Origin of the sequence: Polaribacter sp. (assembly GCF_051251875.1) — a bacterium.
Classification (GTDB): domain Bacteria; phylum Bacteroidota; class Bacteroidia; order Flavobacteriales; family Flavobacteriaceae; genus Polaribacter.
Genome location: NZ_JBPOGL010000003.1, coordinates 99,607 through 119,787 on the forward strand (window position 1 = coordinate 99,607; position 20,181 = coordinate 119,787).

At 29.2% G+C, this 20,181-nt stretch carries 19 protein-coding genes; 9 read left to right on the forward strand and 10 right to left on the reverse strand.

Going from position 1 to position 20,181, the window contains the following annotated elements; genetic code table 11:
- Positions 1-6: 6 nt before the first annotated feature.
- From ACSHW5_RS02605 to panC, 3 genes are read right to left on the reverse strand one after another with little or no spacing between them, the layout of a single operon-like run.
- Positions 7-957: a lysylphosphatidylglycerol synthase transmembrane domain-containing protein gene (locus tag ACSHW5_RS02605; protein WP_435674549.1), complete on the reverse strand. Its 951-nt coding sequence runs from the start codon at positions 955-957 to the stop codon at positions 7-9.
- A 2-nt stretch (positions 958-959) separates the two neighbouring features.
- Complete coding sequence (panD, locus tag ACSHW5_RS02610) at positions 960-1,310, reverse strand: aspartate 1-decarboxylase (RefSeq protein WP_435674550.1); 351 nt, start codon at positions 1,308-1,310, stop codon at positions 960-962.
- Between the two features lie 27 nt (positions 1,311-1,337).
- Positions 1,338-2,186 (reverse strand): pantoate--beta-alanine ligase, encoded by an 849-nt coding sequence (gene panC, locus ACSHW5_RS02615; RefSeq protein WP_435674551.1) that lies wholly within the window; start codon positions 2,184-2,186, stop codon positions 1,338-1,340.
- 97 nt (positions 2,187-2,283) lie between these two features.
- Here panC and ACSHW5_RS02620 point away from each other — a divergent pair, with 97 nt between their 5' ends.
- From ACSHW5_RS02620 to ACSHW5_RS02655, 8 genes are all read left to right on the forward strand, one after another.
- Complete coding sequence (locus ACSHW5_RS02620) at positions 2,284-3,096, forward strand: glycogen/starch synthase (protein ID WP_435674552.1); 813 nt, start codon at positions 2,284-2,286, stop codon at positions 3,094-3,096.
- A 10-nt stretch (positions 3,097-3,106) separates the two neighbouring features.
- Positions 3,107-4,711, forward strand: a complete 1,605-nt coding sequence (locus ACSHW5_RS02625; RefSeq protein ID WP_435674553.1) for a DUF4270 family protein — start codon at positions 3,107-3,109, stop codon at positions 4,709-4,711.
- Positions 4,712-4,726: 15 nt separating this feature from the next.
- Complete coding sequence (glmS, locus tag ACSHW5_RS02630; RefSeq protein WP_435674554.1) at positions 4,727-6,583, forward strand: glutamine--fructose-6-phosphate transaminase (isomerizing); 1,857 nt, start codon at positions 4,727-4,729, stop codon at positions 6,581-6,583.
- A 176-nt stretch (positions 6,584-6,759) separates the two neighbouring features.
- Positions 6,760-7,707: a DUF2157 domain-containing protein gene (locus ACSHW5_RS02635; protein ID WP_435674555.1), complete on the forward strand. Its 948-nt coding sequence runs from the start codon at positions 6,760-6,762 to the stop codon at positions 7,705-7,707.
- Positions 7,695-8,771, forward strand: coding sequence for a DUF4401 domain-containing protein (locus ACSHW5_RS02640; protein ID WP_435674556.1), 1,077 nt, complete (start codon positions 7,695-7,697; stop codon positions 8,769-8,771). Before ACSHW5_RS02635 ends, ACSHW5_RS02640 begins: the two co-directional genes overlap by 13 nt.
- On the forward strand, positions 8,758-9,261 hold the full coding sequence (locus ACSHW5_RS02645; protein ID WP_435674557.1) for a GDYXXLXY domain-containing protein: 504 nt from the start codon (positions 8,758-8,760) through the stop codon (positions 9,259-9,261). The genes ACSHW5_RS02640 and ACSHW5_RS02645 overlap by 14 nt, the downstream gene beginning before the upstream one ends.
- A 156-nt stretch (positions 9,262-9,417) precedes the next feature.
- Complete coding sequence (locus ACSHW5_RS02650) at positions 9,418-10,791, forward strand: DUF1800 domain-containing protein (RefSeq protein ID WP_435674558.1); 1,374 nt, start codon at positions 9,418-9,420, stop codon at positions 10,789-10,791.
- A 12-nt stretch (positions 10,792-10,803) separates the two neighbouring features.
- Positions 10,804-11,994 carry a DUF1501 domain-containing protein gene (locus ACSHW5_RS02655; RefSeq protein WP_435674559.1) on the forward strand — a complete coding sequence of 397 codons (1,191 nt, stop codon included), beginning with the start codon at positions 10,804-10,806 and terminating at the stop codon, positions 11,992-11,994.
- A 1-nt stretch (position 11,995) separates the two neighbouring features.
- On the opposite strand, the gene ACSHW5_RS02660 is transcribed toward ACSHW5_RS02655, so the two are convergent.
- The 7 genes from ACSHW5_RS02660 to ACSHW5_RS02690 all read right to left on the reverse strand — a co-directional run bounded on the left by ACSHW5_RS02660 (position 11,996) and on the right by ACSHW5_RS02690 (position 18,985).
- Entirely contained in the window at positions 11,996-14,173 is a 2,178-nt protein-coding gene (locus ACSHW5_RS02660; protein WP_435674560.1) for a PDZ domain-containing protein, read from the reverse strand.
- Between the two features lie 171 nt (positions 14,174-14,344).
- Positions 14,345-15,325, reverse strand: a complete 981-nt coding sequence (locus tag ACSHW5_RS02665) for an acyl-ACP desaturase (RefSeq protein WP_435674561.1) — start codon at positions 15,323-15,325, stop codon at positions 14,345-14,347.
- A 6-nt stretch (positions 15,326-15,331) separates the two neighbouring features.
- The gene (locus ACSHW5_RS02670) at positions 15,332-16,060 is read right to left on the reverse strand and encodes a lysophospholipid acyltransferase family protein (RefSeq protein ID WP_435674562.1); all 729 of its coding nucleotides are present in this window, start codon (positions 16,058-16,060) and stop codon (positions 15,332-15,334) included.
- A 9-nt stretch (positions 16,061-16,069) separates the two neighbouring features.
- Positions 16,070-16,480 carry a hypothetical protein gene (locus ACSHW5_RS02675; RefSeq protein ID WP_435674563.1) on the reverse strand — a complete coding sequence of 137 codons (411 nt, stop codon included), beginning with the start codon at positions 16,478-16,480 and terminating at the stop codon, positions 16,070-16,072.
- A gap of 375 nt (positions 16,481-16,855) precedes the next feature.
- Complete coding sequence (locus ACSHW5_RS02680) at positions 16,856-17,431, reverse strand: acyltransferase (RefSeq protein ID WP_435674564.1); 576 nt, start codon at positions 17,429-17,431, stop codon at positions 16,856-16,858.
- A gap of 2 nt (positions 17,432-17,433) precedes the next feature.
- Positions 17,434-18,180 (reverse strand): deoxyribose-phosphate aldolase, encoded by a 747-nt coding sequence (deoC, locus tag ACSHW5_RS02685; protein WP_435674565.1) that lies wholly within the window; start codon positions 18,178-18,180, stop codon positions 17,434-17,436.
- A 67-nt stretch (positions 18,181-18,247) separates the two neighbouring features.
- Entirely contained in the window at positions 18,248-18,985 is a 738-nt protein-coding gene (locus ACSHW5_RS02690) for an energy transducer TonB (RefSeq protein ID WP_435674566.1), read from the reverse strand.
- Positions 18,986-19,436: 451 nt separating this feature from the next.
- On the opposite strand from ACSHW5_RS02690, the gene ACSHW5_RS02695 reads away from it, so the two are divergent.
- On the forward strand, positions 19,437-20,171 hold the full coding sequence (locus tag ACSHW5_RS02695; protein ID WP_435674567.1) for a LytR/AlgR family response regulator transcription factor: 735 nt from the start codon (positions 19,437-19,439) through the stop codon (positions 20,169-20,171).
- The last annotated feature ends 10 nt before the right edge of the window (positions 20,172-20,181 follow it).

Consider the following 20,181-nt stretch of genomic DNA (forward strand, 5'->3'; position numbering starts at 1 on the left):
CAAATATTATTTATTTTTATTGTAAATTGGTAGGAACAAGAAGGCTAATCCTCCAAAAATGATAATCATGGCTGTTTGTGCGGTCCACATTATCCAACCAAAAGCAGTTGCAGGTTCTTCTAGTACGCCAAATAAAGCCAAGGCGCTAGCAACAGCAATTGGGTACAAACCAACGCCGCCATTGGTTGCAGCAATGGCAAAACCTCCGGCAATAAAGCCAATTAAAATTCCGCCAAAAGGAACATTTAAGCCGTTAATAGCAGGTATTGTTGCCCAGAACATGGCTACATACATTGCCCAAATAAATACTGTGTGAAAAATAAATGCCCATTTATTTTTCATTTTAAAAATACTGGTAACACCTTCTACCAAACCAGCGATAAAGGTTTTAATTTTTAGTAAAAAGCCTGATGTTGCTTTTTTTACAAAAGATGTTAAAATGTAAAAACCTAGTATTAAAATGGCCAATCCAATAATTATTTTTACGGGGTTAAAATTCTTTGTTAGGAGTTCGTAAATAAAATCGTACTGAACAAAAAGTGTGATTAACATGATAGACAACATCATTATTAAATCTGCAATTCTTTCTGCTACAATGGTTCCAAATCCTTTTTCGAAAGGTACTTCTTCGTAATTTGTTAACACCAAAGCTCTGCTAACTTCTCCTGCTCTTGGAATTGCCAAGTTAACTAAGTAACCTACTAAAACGGCTAAAACACTATTTGTGTACTTGGGTTTAAAGCCTATTGGTTCTAGCATAAATTTCCATCTATAGGCTCTAGATAAATGGCTTAAAATGCCAAAGAATAACCCAAGGAAAATCCAGCTATAATTGGCTTCTTTAAAATATCCTATTAAGATATTTATAGAAATTTTAGATAGTGAATACCAAACTAAAAAGCCTCCCAATAAGAGAGGCAAAGTGGTTTTTAATATTTTTTTGGTTGATGAATTCAAACTTAGGTAAGCGTATTATCTGTTTCGTTAGGAAATACCAACGAAGGTTTAAATGTTTTTGCTTTTTTTAATTTCATAAACGCATATACGATTAAAATTAAGACGTCGCCAACGGCAACCAAACGCGATGCTGCGCCATTTAAAGTGATTTCACCACTTCCTCTAGGGCCAGGAATTGCGTATGTTTCTAAACGGTTTCCGTTGTTATTATTCACAATTTGAACGCGTTCCCCTTCAATAATATTGGCTGCATCCATTAAATCTTCATCTATGGTTATGCTTCCTATATAATTTAAATCTGCACCAGTAACTTTTACACGGTGGATTTTAGATTTTACAACTTGTACTAACATGCGGCAAAAATACTATTTTTTTGGTTATTAATTTTTTAATTGAATGTTATCTATCAATCTAATATTCCCTGCAAATACAGCAATAAAAGCACGATATTTTTTAGAAGATTCTTTGTTTTTTATGGTTTCTAATGATTTTTCATCAGCAATTGTAAAATACTCTAAATCTAATAAAGGATGTTTTTTAAACTGTTTCTCTACCCATTCTGTTACTTTAGTAGCATTTTCTGTGCCAAATTTTTTTCTGACTTTTTTAAGTGTTTTGTAGATAAAAGGTGCCGCATTTCTATGTTCTTTGCTTAATCTTGTGTTTCTAGAACTCATGGCCAAACCATCATCTTCTCTAAAAATGTCACATCCTTTAATTTTTACATTTAGGTGATGTTTTTCAACCATTTTTTTTACAATTTGTAATTGTTGAAAATCTTTCTGACCAAAATATGCTTTGTTGGGTGTAACAATTTCGAAAAGTGTTTTTACAATGGTGCCAACTCCATTAAAATGACCGTCTCTAAATTTGCCTTCCATTTGATGTTCTAAGCCATCAAAGTCAAATTTTTCTGATGAAATATTATTGCTATACATTTCTTTTACGGATGGAGAAAAAAGTACATTGCAAGAAACGCTTTCTAATAGTTTAGTGTCGTTTTCTAAGGTTTTAGGGTATTTTTTTAAATCTTCTGTATTATCAAATTGTGTAGGATTCACAAAAATACTAACAATAACAATATCGTTTTTTTGTTTCGCTTTTTTAATTAGAGATAAATGCCCTTGATGAAGCGCACCCATGGTAGGAACAAAACCTATGGTTTTATTTTCTGCTTTCTGGGTTGATACGTATGATTTTAAATCTGGTATTGTTGTGAAAATTTTCATCCTTAAAAATTAAGTAAAGTCTGCAAACTTACCAATTTAACACGATATTAGCATAATAATTTGTATTTTTGCACTTCTTATAAAAGAGATTGATTTAATGAAGGACAAGAGAATATTGTTTGTTTCGTCTGAAGTAGTGCCCTACTTGCCTGAAACAGAATTATCACTAACAGCATTTAATGCAGCTAAAAACGCACATTCTAAAGGAGTACAAACACGTATTTTTATGCCAAGATTTGGCGTAATTAATGAGCGTAGACATCAATTACACGAAGTCATTCGTTTGTCTGGTATGAACCTGGTTGTTAATGACATGGATATGCCATTAATAATAAAAGTAGCTTCTATACCTAAAGAAAGAATGCAAGTTTATTTTATAGACAACGAAGAGTATTTTAAACGAAAAGCAGTTTTTACTGATGAGGATGATGAGTTGTTTGAAGACAATGATGAACGCGCAATTTTCTTTGCAAAAGGAGTTATAGAAACTGTTAAAAAATTAAATTGGGCACCAGATATTATTCATGTTCATGGATGGATGGCTTCTTTGTTACCGTTATATTTAAGAGAGTTTTATAATGAAGAACCTTTATTTACAGAAAGTAAGATAGTAACTTCATTGTATAATAATAATAATTTTGAAGGAACTTTAAATGAAGATTTAGCCAATAAGGTAAAGTTTGATTTAGTTTCTGATGATAAAATTACTACATTAAAAACACCAAATCATACTAATATTTTAAAAAGCGCCATAGAAAATTCTGATGCAATTATTCTTGGTAGTGAAACCATTGCGGAAGAACTAACTTCTTTTATTAAAGAAAAAGATTTACCTGTTTTGGCCTATTTACCAGAAAACTTAAAAGAAAATTATTTAAATTTCTATACCGATTTAATTGCGGTTAATTAATTATTTTAAAGTGAAAAATATTATTAGAAAAAGTGTTTTAATAGGCGGTTTAATGCTTATTTTTTCAGGAATTATGTCTTGTGAAAAAGATTTTACAGACATAGGTACAAGTATTGTTAGTAATACAAAATTCTCTACAACCTTTATACCGGTAGCTATTTCTTTAGAAAATAGCGCTGTAGAAAAAGTGCCATCAGACAATCTTACTAGTGAACCAGGACAATATTTATTAGGTGTTTTTGCAAGTTCAGATTATGAGAAAATAGAGGCTTCTATTGTTTCTCAGGTAGCTATTAGTACTGCTTTAACGGTTGCTCATGCAGATACAATTACAAAGTATGAAACAGGAACAACACATATTGTTACAACAATAGATACGGCTTTTATAAAGCTTCCGTATCAGGCAACTTTAACAGATAATATTTCTACAGGGCCAACATATACTTTAGATTCAATTATTGGAGATTCTAATAAAGCCTTTACTTTTAATGCCTATCAAACAAGTACGTATTTAAGTAGATTAAATCCTACGGAACCTTCGCAAGTTAATAAGTATTATTCTAATGATGTTTTTGATAAAGTTGGAAGTGAATTAAATAGCCAACTCAACTATCAGTTTATTCCAAATGAAAATGATACTGTAGTTATAGTAAGCAGAAGAACAAGTACAAATGTGCTCATAAAAAAAGATACATTTCAATATTCTTCATCTGAAGTTCCTTACCCTTTTGCAAGAATTCCTTTAAAAGAAGATCTTATAAAAACACTGTTTTTAGACAAATATGAATTATCAGAATTTGATTCACAAGATGCTTTTAATGATTACTTCAGAGGAATTATCCTAGAAGCAACAGGAACAGAAGGCTCTTTAATTTCTTTTAATTTTAACAATACTTCTGCTGCTTTAAACCCGTCTATAGAGGTTTATTACACCAACACTGTCTTAGAAACAGCTACAAATGATACTATTAAGACTTTTAGCGAAAATGATTCTTATTCTCTATCTGGAATACGTGTAGCTTCTTATAAAATGGATAATAAAATCTATCCAATAAACAATGAAGTTATTGTGCAAGGTGCTGCGGGTAATGAGGCTAAAATAGATCTTTTTGGTGCAGATTTAGATGGTAATAATATAGCTGATAAAATTGAAGAATTAAGAGCTCAGAATTTATTGGTAAATGATGCCTCTTTAAGTTTTTATATCAATCAATCTGCAGATACAACGGCATTGCCTTATAGATTGTATTTATATAAAGATGATGAAAATGCAACTCAAAATTCAATCTTAAGTCAAATAAAAGATACGTATAGTGAAACCACTTTTGGTGGGTTTTTAGAAAGAGTTACAGATGAAAGTGATGCTGATTACGGTAAAGCCGAAAAATACACTTTTAAAATTACAGATTATGTGTCTGATCTTTTAAGCGGTGAATCTAATTATTCACCTACATTAAAGTTAAAAGTGTATAATCCAACAGATGCTGTAGTTTCAGATACTATTTTTACACGCTTTAATTGGAACCCAAAAGCGATTACATTATTTAATAACTCTGAAATAAACGGAGATAAAAAAGCTGAATTAAAAATATCTTATACAAAGAAGAAAAATTAACTTAAAAAAAATGTTATGTGTGGAATTACTGGTTACATTGGCTTTAGAGAAGCATACCCAATAGTTATAAACGGCCTTAAAAGATTAGAATACCGAGGTTATGATAGTGCTGGAGTAATGATATATGATGGAAAAAATATTCATCTTTCAAAAACTAAAGGGAAAGTTTCAGATTTAGAGGTAATTACAAATAAAGAAGTAGAAAGAAAAAACGGAAATATTGGTATTGGCCATACACGTTGGGCAACTCATGGTGTGCCAAATGATATTAATTCTCATCCTCATTTTTCTGAATCTGGAAATCTAGTAATTGTTCATAATGGAATTATAGAAAATTACGATACACTAAGAAAAGAGTTAATCTCTCGTGGTTACACTTTTAAAAGTGATACAGATACTGAAGTTCTTATTAATTTAATAGAAGAAGTAAAAAAGCAAGAAGGATGTAAATTAGGTAAGGCGGTACAATTGGCATTAAACAATGTAATTGGTGCTTATGCAATTGCTGTTTTTGATAAAACAAAACCCAATGAGTTTATTGTTGCAAGACTAGGAAGCCCAATAGCTATTGGAGTAGGTAAAGACAATTCTGAGTTTTTTATTGCTTCAGATGCTTCTCCTTTTTTAGAGTATACAAAAGATGCTATTTATTTAGAAGATGAAGAACTTGCAATTATAAAGTTAGGAAGAAATATACGTGTTCGTAATATAAATGATGATTCTTTAGTTGATGCCAAAATTCAGGAGTTACAAATGAGTTTAGAGCAAATAGAAAAAGGTGGCTATGAACACTTTATGCTTAAAGAAATTCATGAGCAACCTAAAGCTATTATAGATACCTACAGAGGTAGAATGTTGGCAGATGAAGGAATTATTAGAATGTCTGGTATAGACAATAACATGAACAGGTTTTTAAATGCCGAAAGAATTATTATAGTAGCTTGTGGTACTTCTTGGCATGCTGGTTTGGTAGGAGAATATCTTATAGAAGACAAAGCTCGTATTCCTGTTGAAGTAGAATATGCATCTGAATTTAGATATAGAAACCCTATTATTACTTCTAAAGATGTAGTAATTGCTATTTCTCAATCTGGTGAAACTGCAGATACTTTAGCAGCCATTAAATTGGCAAAATCTAAAGGAGCATTTGTTTTTGGAATATGTAATGTTGTAGGATCTTCTATAGCTAGAGAGACAGATGCCGGAGCATATACGCATGCAGGACCAGAAATTGGTGTTGCGTCAACTAAAGCGTTTACAACACAAATTACAGTTTTAACATTAATTGCATTAAAATTAGCGTCTAAAAAAGGAGAGATTTCTAAATCTGAATTAAGAGAGTTTTTACATAAAATGCAATTAATACCTGCAAAAGTAGAGGCGCTTTTAAAGATTGATAGTAAAGTAAAAGAGATTGCATCGGTTTATAAAGATGCAAAAAATTGTTTGTATTTAGGTAGAGGTTTTAACTTTCCTGTGGCCTTAGAAGGTGCTTTAAAGTTAAAAGAAATTTCTTATATTCATGCAGAAGGTTATCCTGCAGCAGAAATGAAACATGGTCCAATTGCTTTAATTGATGAAAATATGCCAATTTTTGTGATTGCTACAAGTAAAGGACATTATGAAAAAGTAGTTAGTAATATTCAAGAAATAAAATCTAGAGCAGGAAAAATTATTGCAATTGTTACGGAAGGAGATACCCAAGTAAAAGAAATTGCAGATCATGTAATAGAAATACCAGAAACAGAAGAGGCTTTAACACCTTTGTTAACCACCATTCCGTTTCAATTATTATCTTACCATATTGCTGTTATGTTAGGTAAAAACGTAGATCAACCAAGAAACTTAGCAAAGTCAGTAACTGTTGAGTAATTTTTTGATGTAAAGTATATATTTTAAAGAGACTGTCTGATAAGGCAGTCTTTTTTGCATTAAAAAAGTTATCTACCGGTCATTTTACTTCGTGAAGAAAAATATCTTATATTATTGTAATCATAACAAATGAATTTTGTTATTTAAGAAATACTAAAAAAATACTAAATCTGAAGATGAAAATTGAAAGAGAAGATATTCAAATAATAAGTAGACACAGTAATTGGTCTGAAAAGAGTATTAATCATGTGTATAAAGAGAAAATATATAGCACAAAAGAGTCTTGGCTTAAATTTCTAAATCTACTTTTTATTAGTTTAGGAGTTGGTTTTACAACCGTCGGAATTCTTTTCTTTTTTGCCTATAATTGGACCGAACTTCATAAATTTATAAAAATAGGGCTCATTGAAAGCCTTATTGTTAGCATAACTTTAATTGCCTTATTCTCGAAACTAAAGTTAGATTTAAAAAAGATACTGCTCACATCAGCATCAATATTAGTGGGTGTTTTATTTGCTGTTTTCGGACAAATATATCAAACGGGTGCAAACGCCTATGATTTTTTTTTAGGGTGGACAATAGCCATCACACTTTGGGTAACAGTTTCTAATTTTGCGCCTTTGTGGCTTGTTTTTATAGTGTTGGTAAACACAACATTTATATTGTATTGGCAACAAGTTGCTCATAATTGGTCAGAAGTTTTTGTTTTTAGCGTACTTTTTATAATTAATCTGTGTTTCTTATTGATTCCCTTTTTCGGAAAAAAATTAAATAAAGAATTAAAACAGCCTATTTGGTTTTCTAACTTCATTGCTTTGGGCTGTGTTTCTTATAGTACAATGGGTATTTCTTTTGGTCTTTTTAGTAAACAACAGACTTCATTATTTGTACTAATCATTATTACTTTAGTATTTTATACATTGGGTATTAGGTATGGACTAAAAGCAAAAAAAGCTTTCTATCTTTCCATAATTCCTTTTAGTTGTATCATTATTATAACTGCATTTCTTATAAAATTATCTAATGATGCAGGGATGTTTTTCATCATCAGTATTTTTGTAATTGTGAGTGTAACCTATGTCATTAAAGCCTTAATAGACCTTCAGAAAAAATGGATAAATTAACAAGTAAAAAGGCTTTATTAGATACTATTCGTTTGTCAGAAGGTGTTAATTTTGAATGCGATGAAAACGCGGTTTTTAAGGAATATGAACTGCTTTTAGAAAATAAATCTAGCTTGGCTATTAAAATACTTTCTATTTTTGGAGGTCTTTTAGCAATGCTTGCATTTCTTGGTTTTTTAGGAATTGCTGGCTTATACAATTCTGAATCTGGATTGTTACTCTTCGGAATTGGTTTTATTGTTTTGGCTATTTGGTTGAATAAAGTATATGATAAACTAATTATTGACACCTTTAGTATATCAATTTATATTATTGGTTTTGCAATGCTAGCCATAGGATTAACAGGGTTAAAAGTTGAAGAAAATAGTATTATTCTATTGATAAGTGCCATTGCTATTTGTTCTTTATGCATCACACAAAACTATCTTTTATCACTTATTTCTATACTTACCATTTTTGGTTGTTGCCTTTCGCTCATCGTTTCAAATAAATTATACAATTTAGTGCATTTATACATTGCATTTACTACTTTAATAATGTGTTATTTATTTCTAAATGAAGCAAAAATAATTGTAACCCACCAAAAATTATCTAAACTATATAATCCTGTTAGAATTGGTTTAATTCTCTCTTTATTATTTGGTCTTGTTGCAATTGGTAAAAAAAATGTACTACCAATTCAAGAAAATTATCTTTGGTTATCATCAATAATAATGATTATGGTAATTCTGTATTTGGTATCTATCATTATCAAAATAAACCAAATTAAGGCCATAAAAAGTAAAATATTAATATACTCTTTAAGTTTTTTTATATTGCTATCAACGGTATTCTCTCCTGCTATTTCAGGTGCAATATTAATTATGCTATTAAGTTTTTTGGTAAACTATAAAACAGGTGTAATTATCGGAATTATTGCGTTTATTTATTTTATTTCTCAGTATTATTATGATTTAAATTTTACATTATTAACAAAATCAATACTCTTATTTGTTTCGGGAGTTTTATTCCTGTTATTTTATCTATTCACAACAAAAAATCTACATTCAGATGAAAAAATATAAGGTGATAATCATTCTTGTGAATCTTGTTTTGTTACTTGGATTGTTTCATAATTCTATACTAAAAAAAGAACTATTACTTTCTAATGGAAAACTAATTTTATTAGAATTGGCGCCTGTAGATCCACGTTCTTTAATACAAGGAGATTATATGAGGTTAAGATATGCTATTTCTGAAAATATTAAATATGATAGCATTTCTAAAACTGGTTTTTGTATTGTGAAATTACAAGAAAATGGAATTGCTAACAAGGTTCGAATACAAGAAAATAAAACACCAATTGATGATAAAGAGTATGCAATAAAATATACTTCTAAAGGTTGGAGAACTTTAAATATTGGTGCAGAATCTTTCTTTTTTCAGGAGGGAGATGGGTATAAATATGAAAAAGCCAAATACGGTGGACTAAAAGTAGACCATAAAGGCAACAGTCTTTTAATTGGTTTATTTGATGAAAATTTGAATGAAATTAAACAATCTGAAAAACAATAATTCTGCAGTTTCAAATAGTATAAAACTTATTCTTAAACAAATTAAAATTAAGGAATAAATTTTAGTTTGTATTGGTTTTTGATAGAGCTTTTTTTCATATTCTTATAATTATATACTATAAATTAAACTATCTTTAATTTTTATAGTCTAAGGTTTATGAAATCAGCACATATACAACATTTATATAACAGAGTTGGTTTTGGTATTATACCAAAAGAATTGACGCGTTTAACTAAGAAAAGCAAAAAAAATGTAGTGAATGCGTTATTTGCTTCTTCAAAGAAAACAACTACTTTATCTGTAGATACTTCTTATTTAAAAGAGCTTTCTATTAAAGATTTTAAAAACAAAAATAAACGAAAGGATCTTCAAAAATTTAGTAGAGAAAAAGTGCAAGAATTTTCTCAAGCATGGTTTCAACGGTTAAACAATCCTTCAGAAATTTTACGTGAAAAAATGACACTGTTTTGGGCAAATCATTTTGTGTGCGAAAATAAAAACATAGTATTTGTACAGAATTACAATAATCTGTTGCGTAAAAATGCTTTGGGTAATTTTAGCGATTTTACAAAATCTGTAGCCAAAGACGCCGCAATGCTTAATTATTTAAACAACAAACAAAACAAGAAAAAAAGTCCGAATGAGAACTTTGCGCGCGAATTAATGGAGCTTTTTACCTTGGGGCAAGATCAATATACCGAAAATGATATAAAAGAATCTGCAAGAGCTTTTACAGGGTACAACCATAATTTTGTTGGAAAATTTTCCTTTAGGGAAAGACATCATGATACTAATGAAAAAACTTTTTTTGATAAATCTGGTGATTTTAAGGGTGATGATATTATAGATATCATTCTACAGAAAAAACAATGTGCACGTTTTATTTCAGAAAAAATCTATGCTTATTTTGTAAACGAAAACATTCATAAACAGCATATAGATGAAATGGTAGAAGTGTTTTATAAAGATTACAGTATAGAAAATTTAATGCGTTTTGTGCTTCTTTCTAGTTGGTTTTATGCTGATGAAAACATCGGAACCAAAATAAAATCGCCTATTGAATTTTTGGTAGGAATGAATACCGTTGTGCCTTATAAAATAGAAAGATCTAGACAAGTTATATTACTACAACGATTATTAGGGCAAGTTTTAATGAGACCACCAAATGTTGCTGGTTGGAAAACAGGTAGAAATTGGATTGATAGCAATACCATTGTTACACGGTTGCGTTTGCCTTCTGTGTTGTTAAACAATGCAGAAATTGCCTATTCAGAAATTGGTGATGAAGAAACTATGATTACCGATTTTAAGAAAAGAAAATTACGAAGAAAAGCTTTTATAAAAGTTACTGCAGATTGGAATTCTTTTGAAGAAAATTATAAAAATGAATCAAATAAAGAATTGGTACATCAAATTATAACATCAAAAATAAATAGTGGCACAAAAGAAATGTTAGAAAGAAATCAAAAGCTTTCTAAGCACGATTTTGTTGTGCAATTAATGAGTTTACCTGAATATCAACTTTGTTAAATTTTAAGAATTATGAAACGTAGAGATTTTTTAAAACAGACAACTTTTGCTTCAGGGATGTTTTTTGTGCCTCAATTTTTAAAGGCTTTTGAACAACTTCCTGTAAAAACATTTAGCCATAAAAAGGTAGTAATTATTCAGTTAAAAGGAGGTAATGATGGGTTAAATACTGTGGTTCCTTTTAACAACGATATTTATTATCAACAAAGAAATAACATCGCCATAAAACAAAACGATTTATTTAAAATTTCTGATGAGGTTGGGCTTCATAAAAGTTTGCAACCTTTGCAAAATTTATATAATAAAGGCTTTGTAAGTATTATAAATAACGTGGGATATCCGAACCCTAATTTATCACATTTTAGATCTACAGATATTTGGCAAACGGCTAGTGATAGCAATGAATATTTACAAAATGGTTGGGTTGGAAGCTATTTAGATTATACCAAAGGAAACCCGTACAATGCAATTGAAGTAGATGAAAGTTTGTCTTTAATGCTAAAAGGAAAAACACAAAACGGTTTGGCAATTACAGATCCAAAAATGTTTTATAATTCTATGGATGCACCCTTTTTTAACAATGTTGTAACCAATTATAATGATGCGCATTTAAGTGAACATAACTTGGGGTATTTGTACAATACTATGATTGATGCAAAATCATCTGCAAAACACATTTACGAAAAAAGCAATACAAAAAATACGGCTGCGGCCTATCCTAAAAATATCTTTGGAAAACAGTTAAAAACCATTTCTCAATTTATAAATTCTGGGTTAGAAACTCAAGTTTATTATGCAGGTTTAAGTGGTTTTGACACACATGCAAATCAAGCAGGAACGCAAGAAAGGTTGTTAAAAGTGTATGCAGAAAGTATGGAGGTTTTTATCAATGATTTACAAAAAAACAATACGTTTGATGATGTGTTAATTCTTACTTTTTCTGAATTTGGAAGACGCGTAAAACAAAACGAATCTAAAGGAACAGATCACGGAACGGCTAACAATGTTTTTGTGATGGGAAAAAACTTAAAGAAACAAGGTTTGTATAATAACCTACCAAACTTAGGTGATTTAGATAAAAATGGTAACCTTAAATTTGAGATAGATTTTAGAGAAATCTACGCCACTATTTTAGACAAATGGTTGCAAGTAGATGATGTTGCAATTTTAAATAAAACTTTTTCTAAATTGAATTTTGTTTAGGTCATTCTAATAACTTTTTACTTACTACTTTATCATTTTCATATTCTAAAACATACTTTTTTCCATCAATAATACAATAAAAAACACCTTCTCTTTTTTTATCTACAAATTTACCTCTATAGCGATTTCCGTTCGGAAAAATGTAGGTTCCTTGACCGTAAGGAACACCTTTATAAATCTCGCCTTCATAACTGCTACCATCTCTATAAAATCTTTTTCCTTTTCCTGTCATACTTCCATTTTTAAAAGTACCTTCATAAGATTCTGTTTCGCTCATTATATAAACTCCATTGCCGTGGCATTTTCCGTTTTCAAAGTTACCTTTATAAGATTTTTTTTGGTCTTTCCAAATCATGTTTCCGTTACCATGTGGCACACCAAATTTAGTTAGTCCCTCATATACAGAATTGTCAGAATATTCAATTTTTTTAAAGGTTGCTTTAAAAGGTTCTTCTTTTATTAGTTGAAAATTACCATTTGGACCCGTTTCTACCAATAAAGTTCTAACCTTATCATTCTTTTTAGAATATACTTCCATTCTAATTTTTTTGCCTTCTACTTTATTCTTAAAATAACCTTGTGCCCATTTTCCAAATAATTTTGCCATAAGTTGATTACCTACTTTTATAACAATATCCCCCTCTTTAATATTTGCTTTGTCCGCAGGAGAACCTGGTTTTACATGCACTACTTTTATATGTTTTACACTCTTATCATTATCTACCGTTAAGCCAACATCATAATATTTAGTTGGTAACTTTTTAGTGGTCTTAACATTGTTATTGTGTGTTTTTTCGTTGGTTTTTGTTTCTTTTAAATCTATTTCTCCAGCATAGAAACAAGGAGCAGTATAAACGTTATCTATCCTTTTTGCAGTCGGAAATAATTCCTTAAAACTAGCTTCAAAAGATTTATAAGCTACTTTAAAATGAGATAATGCGGTATTTCCGGTTTTAGACAAACATAAACTTACTTCCTTTTTATAATTATTAATATTGTTAATTAAACCATTCATTAAGGTAAGAGCTGCCTCTATCTCCTTCTTTGCCTCTATACAATCTGTCTGCACAAGTACTTTTTTAATAATTTGGATATCTTTTAAAATTGCATTTTGATTTACATCAAGCGTATTTGCCATTTTTAGTGTTGGCCGTACAATGTCTTTTAATCTACCTACTTTAATGGTATTTTTCTCGTTGGCTATTTGCTCTAGCTGTTTAGATATTTGTTTATAATACGTAAGTGTTTTTGCTAACTTATTTCCTGCATTATTAATAAGTTTGGTACTAACATCTTTTCTTTTTTTAGGAGTATTTTTATTTTCTCTAAAATAAAAACTAATAGTAGGTTCTAAATGACCATCTTTGGCTGAAATTAATATTTGAATTTCATTATTATTACTGATAAATTGATACCCAAATAAGTTTTCTTCGTTTTTATATTGCACTCTTTTAAAATTGGGCAATGACAAATTCATCTTTTTAATTTGATACTTTAAAGCTTCAAAATGCCCCATTTTGTAATCTAAAAACAAAATTTTAAACTTTTTATCCTCAACATTGCTATAGTAAGAGTTTGTAATATAATTATAAGTCTTATCAACAGCATAAATTGCAACCCCAGCTTCATTTTTAATATATGTTTTTTTTAGATGAACAAAACCATCCTTGGCATGGTTTAAAACATTTTTTATATCAACCTCAAATTTTTCGAGTTTATAAGGTATCAATGCATGAAAACCCCATAGGTTTTCTTTGGAAACATAAAACTTTAAAAATCCAATAACCTTACCGTATTTTTTCTTAACTAGATATTCTATAACATTATTTTGTTTAGATAAGGTTTCTATTTCATAACCCCTAGAAGAAGGAAAGGATTCTAAAGATTTTATAATCTCTTCTTTTTGCTCCTTTAAATAGTTGACGTATAAAACAACACCATTGTCCATTTTAATTATTTGGGCTGTTTCCGTTTTCATACTTCCTATTCCTTCTATAGAAGTTTTATAAGAATTGTATTTTAATTTTTCTTCTCTAGTTAAATCTTTTAAATCATATTGAAACTCATTTTCCATAGATTTAAAAAAATTATAAAATTCATTTTGTATTTCTTGCGCGGTAAGCGGTAAAGAGGATATAAAAAACAGGAGTAGTATATAAAAAGAAGTAGATTTAAGCATGTTTAATTTTTATTTAAATATAAAAAAAAATTAATAAAGTTAGTTTATGTATTAAATTTTGATTAAAAATTACTTTTTCACACTCTTTTAAAACCAAAAATTGCTTTTTTAAATGTTGTAAAAACATCTAAAAAAGCAATCAATTTATACTTTTTTAATTTTTAAAAAAAATTAGGCAGGAAGCATCCATTTAAAATTAAACTTGGTGTCTGGAACTACAATTCTGTCTGTAATTCTATACATTCTATCTGGCAATTTCATTAAATAATCTCTTGCTTTTTCTGCTTCTGGTGTTAGGTTTGTAATTTTATCAATTTCCCAAGCAGTATTTAATTTCTTTAAAATATCTACATAATCAAAACCTGTGTAAACACCAACTCTTTGTGCTACCGCAGAGAAATCATCAAACAAACTACCTTTTGCACCATGAGATTCTCTTAAATGCATTGCTGGCATTATAATTTTGTATTTCATCATGTGTTGAAAAGCCAACATCATTTCTGAAGGATCTATTTTAAAAATTTCTTTTACAAATTCTGAATATGCTTGATGATGACGCATTTCATCACCTGCTATAATTTTAGACATTTTTGCCAATGCTTTATGTCCTTTCTTACGAGCAATTTTTGCTACATTATTATGTGAAATATAAGTTGCTAATTCTTGAAAACTTGTATAAACAAAGTTTTTATACGGATCTGTAGAAGTACCAATATCAAAACCATCTGCTATTAAATGTTGGGTAGATATTTCTACTTCGCGCATATTAACACGTCCGGATAAATATAAATATTTATTTAACACATCTCCATGTCTATTTTCTTCTGCGGTCCAGGTTCTTACCCATTTTGCCCAACCGTTATCAGGATCTTGATTTACGCCGTCTAAGTCTAATAACCAAGATTCGTATGTTGGTAAGGCTTCTTCTGTAATAGTATCTCCAACTAAAACTACCCAAAAATCATCATGTAATTCTTTAGATAGTTCTCTTATTTCTTCTACTTCAGTAATAAAAGAATCTTTTTGAGAGTTTGGCAAAAAATCTGTAGGTTGCCAAATTTTTTCTGCAGGAATTAAAAATTTATCTACAAAATCGCCAATGTTCTTTTCCAGCGTACCCATTACTTCTTTTCTTATATTTTGTACTGACATAATTTTTTAATTTAAGTGTTGTTTAATTACTTCTTCTGTTGCCTCCATTAATTCATCAAAAGGCATGGATGAAATTTGTATAGGTTGGTGGGTAATTATAGTAATTGGACTACCAATACCTAAAGGAAATTTTCCGTATTTAAATACTTTCCAAGAATTATTTATAGTTAAAGGTACAATAAATCCTTCTTTATTGTACTTTGCTATCATTTTTAATCCGTTTGCAGCAAATTTTTTAGGTTTTCCGTCTCTACTTCTAGTGCCTTCCGGAAAGATAACAGCAGACCATTTTTGTTTTTGAATATTTTTGGCAAACTTACCCAAAGTTACAATGGCTTGTTTTGCATCTTTTCTATCTATTAATGCTGCCCCACCATTTCGTAAATTATAAGAAATACTAGGAATCCCTTTTGCCAATTCAATTTTAGATACAAATTTAGGGTGATGTTTTCTAAAAGCCCAACTAATTGGCGAAATATCAAACATACTTTGGTGGTTGGCCACAAAAATTAAGGAGGTATTTGCAGGTAATTTATGTTTATTAATTACCCGAACAGAAATCCCTAACAAAAGTAGCGATTTTGTTAAAACCCAATTCATATAATCTACCACAAACTTATGGCCTTTATAACCAAATAGTTGTTTACCAGCCCATTGTAATACATGAAAAATGAGTAGCAATAAGAAAAACACCAACGCAAAAATTGGTGATAATATATAGCTTATTATCTTCATTTTATACAGTTAAAACCAGTTACTCCAAGGTATTTTAGACAAAACAAATAGCAGTGCTAAACCATAAAAAAGTGCAAATGTTTTAAATTTTGCAGCATCTTCTGTTTTCTTTTTTTGTTTAGACCAACCTATTGTTATTAAAACAATTGCCAAAACCATCATTAAAGGATGCTCTAAAGCTAACAATCTTGCTTCACTAACTTTCATTGTTTCAGAAAAATTAGCATACCTTCCTTCTATAATATATAAAACAATACCTATTAATAATTGAATATGAGAAACAATTAAGGTAAATAAACCTAGTCTTAAATCTTTGTCTGTAAAGGTTCTTTTCTTTATTACACCAGTTATTGCATTAACAACGGTAAAAATTAAGATGGCAAGAACAATATATGCCCAATAAGAATGAATTTCTTTCATATTTTTATAAAATGTTTGGAATACAAAGTTACTAAATTTTGTGTTTTATGAAGGGCTTTTTATGTCTTAAAAAAGTATAAAAAAAACCCACTCAAAAAATTGAGTGGGAAAATTGCTATGAAAAAGAAAAAGTGTGATAATTAAATCACGATGTAAATGTAATAAATATTTTAATAATAAAAAGTTAAAATTTAACAACCACCCAAAAAAAAACAAATAAAATTAATTTGTTTTTTTTTGAAACTAAGTGTGCATTTTAATAGGAAATTAATGCTGTTATTTTATATCTGTTGATGGGAAAATAAAAGAGAAACACAAAAAAAGTTTTTCAATAGGATAAAAAATAATAACTGATGTAATAAAGAATTGTTTGTGCTATTCTAATTTTAGAATGCCGTGCTGTGTACGTTCATATTTTTGATTACTTTCTTTGCAAATGGCAATTCCGTTTTTATTAAATGCTAATCGATGCCCATATTCGCTAACCCAACCAATTTGTTTTGATGGATTTCCTACAACCAAGGCATAAGGTAAAACTTCTTTTGTAACTACAGAACCGGCGCCAATTAAAGCAAATTCGCCAATAGTATTTCCACAAATAATTGTTGCATTTGCGCCAATAGTAGCGCCTTTTTTTACAAGTGTTTTTTGATATTCTTCTTTTCTGTTAATGGCACTTCTTGGGTTTATTACATTGGTAAAAACCATAGAAGGTCCTAAAAAAACATCATCTTCACAAATGACACCTGTATAAATAGATACGTTGTTTTGTACTTTTACATTATTGCCTAAAATTACTTGAGGAGAAACTACTACATTTTGACCAATATTGCATTTTTCACCAATACTACAATGAGACATTATATGACTAAAGTGCCATATTTTTGTGTCTTTTCCTATACTGCAGTTATCATCGATGACAGCAGTTTCATGTGCAAAATAGTTTTTCAAAATTAGTATCCTTGGTTTGAGTTCTTTTCTTTAGTTACAATTTCTTTAGAAGATGAGGTACCAATTCTATCTACGCCTAATGCCACCATTTTTAAAGCCGTTCCGTAATCTCTTACGCCACCTGCAGCTTTTGTTTTTAATGGCTTTGCATTTTCTACAATCAATTTCATTATTGGTAAAGTTGCGCCATTTGGCAAATTGTTTTCCGTCTTAAAAAATCCTGTAGATGATTTTACAAACACATTTTTTGCGTTTTCTTTACCAAAATTTTCTAAAACTAGTTGTTTTATAATGCGTGTAATTGAAATAATTTCTTCCTTTGTTAAGGCGGCAATTTCTATAATCCATTTTACTTTTTTGTTATTTGACAAACAAATTTCTATGCCTTTTAAAATTTCTTCTTTCACCAATGACAAATTTCCTTTTTTAAAGGCTAAATAATTGACTACAAAATCTAATTCGTCTGCACCTAGATCAATTGCTTTTTGTGCTTCTTGTAATTTTTCTTGGGTAGAATAGGTGCCTTCATGAAAACCAATAACAGTTCCTATTAACACATTTGAACCTGCAGTTGCTAACATTTTTTTTGCTAACGGAATGTGTTTTGCACGAATCATTACTAATTTATAGTCATACAAAATAGCTTCTTCTAGTAGCTCAATAACTTTTTGTTCATTCTCTTCTTCTGTAAGATTTGCTTGGCTTGCCGTTTTTAAATAGGTAGCATCTAAAAATTGATTGATTTTCATAGTGCTAAGGTAACGAAATCATCAAAAAAATCATACAAAAATCCAGCCTAAAAAACTGGATTTATTTTTAGTTGATACTAATAGAAATAGGTAATGTGTATCTTACTTTTACGGTTTTATTCTGTTGTTTACCAGGTTTAAATTTTGGCAACTTTTTAATAATTCTTTTTGCCTCTTTTTCTAATCCTTTACTTGGAGTTCTCACCAAAATATCTACAACATTTCCTTTATCATCAATAATAAATTGAGTTTGAATTTTATGCTTTCCGGCATGTAAACCCAAATCATTTGCTAAGTTTAAATCAAAGTTACGTTGTACAAACTGTTTCATTTTTTTATCAAAACAAACCTTATTTTCTTTTTTATTTAAACCTTCGCAACCTTTAAATACCGGGGCGTCTTGTATAAAATCATACGGAACATCTTCAATAATTTCTACCGGTTCTTTAATTTCAACAATGTTCTCAATATCTATTATTTCTGGGTTTTTTGTGGGCGTATTATCAATTATTGTTTCAATGATATTATTATTCCCTTTTACTACTTCATCAGGAATTAATTTAGTTTGTTTTGGTAGTATTACTTTTGGTTTTGCTTTGGCTTCTTTTGTAAAAAGAACTTCTGTTTCTGGTGTAATATATACCACCTTGTTTTTGTCTGTTTTAAAATCTGCTACAGATTTCTTTGATGTTTGGTACTCTAATGTGATGTACACAATAAAAAGCACTAATACGAGGCCTAATTGAGTAAAAAGATTAGAGAATTTTTCTAATTGTTTAACGGGTACTTTTTTAAAATCTTTCATAAATAGCATTTTTTTATTTGTTAAGACTTTGTTAAAACAAAGAATGTGCCAAAAAAAACAGCATCAACAGATAGCTGATGCTGTTTACACAATTTTATAGGCCCCTTAATTCCTGTTAATTGTGGTTCTTGCTTTTCCTTTTTTCTTATTTTGTTTCGTCATAAACAACTTTTTAGAATGCCTTTTTTTGTATAAAAGTGTGTTTATATTTCTTTAAGTTTCTCTAATTGGTTGGTTTATTTTACAGCACAAATATTCTTTAAATAAAGTTTTTAAAAAAGAAAGAATGTATGAATGGTAAAAATTTCTGTATAATTGGTTTTTATAGATTTATTAAAAAAAGTACCATTTATCATTCAAAAAGTGCAGATTAAGACTAAAAAGCTTCAATTTGCACAACTTTAAAAAAGAATATAAGAAATAAGTTTTAACTTTGATAAAATTGCCCACTATGATTAAAGCTGTTATTATTGATGATGAACCAAAAGCCATACAAGGTTTAGTTTGGGAGCTCTCAAATTTTAAAGAAGAATTAGAGGTTATTGCAACTTTTACAGAACCAGAAAAAGCAATTCCGTATTTAAAATCAATAGAAGTTGACTGTCTGTTTTTAGACATAGAAATGCCTACTATGGATGGTTTTCAATTTTTAGAAAAACTAGAACATAGAGATTTTGCAGTAGTAATTACCACTGCCTATAATGAGTATGCAATAACTGCCTTAAAAAAAGAAGCTGTAGATTATTTATTAAAACCAATAGATACAGACGATTTAAGAGAAACTATTTCTAAAATAAAAAAACATACAACTAAAGGCTTTAATTCTGATAAGTTTGAAGATATTCTTTTAAAATTTAACAACAAATTACACCATAAAAAAATTACCATTAATACAGATGGTAAATTGGTGTTTTTAGAACCAAATGATATTTTTTATGTAGCTTCAGATGGTAATTATTCTACACTTTATTTATCTGACAATAAGAAAATTGTGGTGACAAAAAAGTTAAAAGAAATAGATGAGTTGTTGCCTACAGATGATTTTTTTAGAATTCATAATTCATATATTATCAACCTGCATAAAATTAAAGAATTTTTAAAAACTGATGGATATGTAGTTTTAGAAAACAATGCCAAAATACCTGTTTCTAGACAACGTAAAACTGAATTTTTAGAGAAGCTCTAACCCAAATATT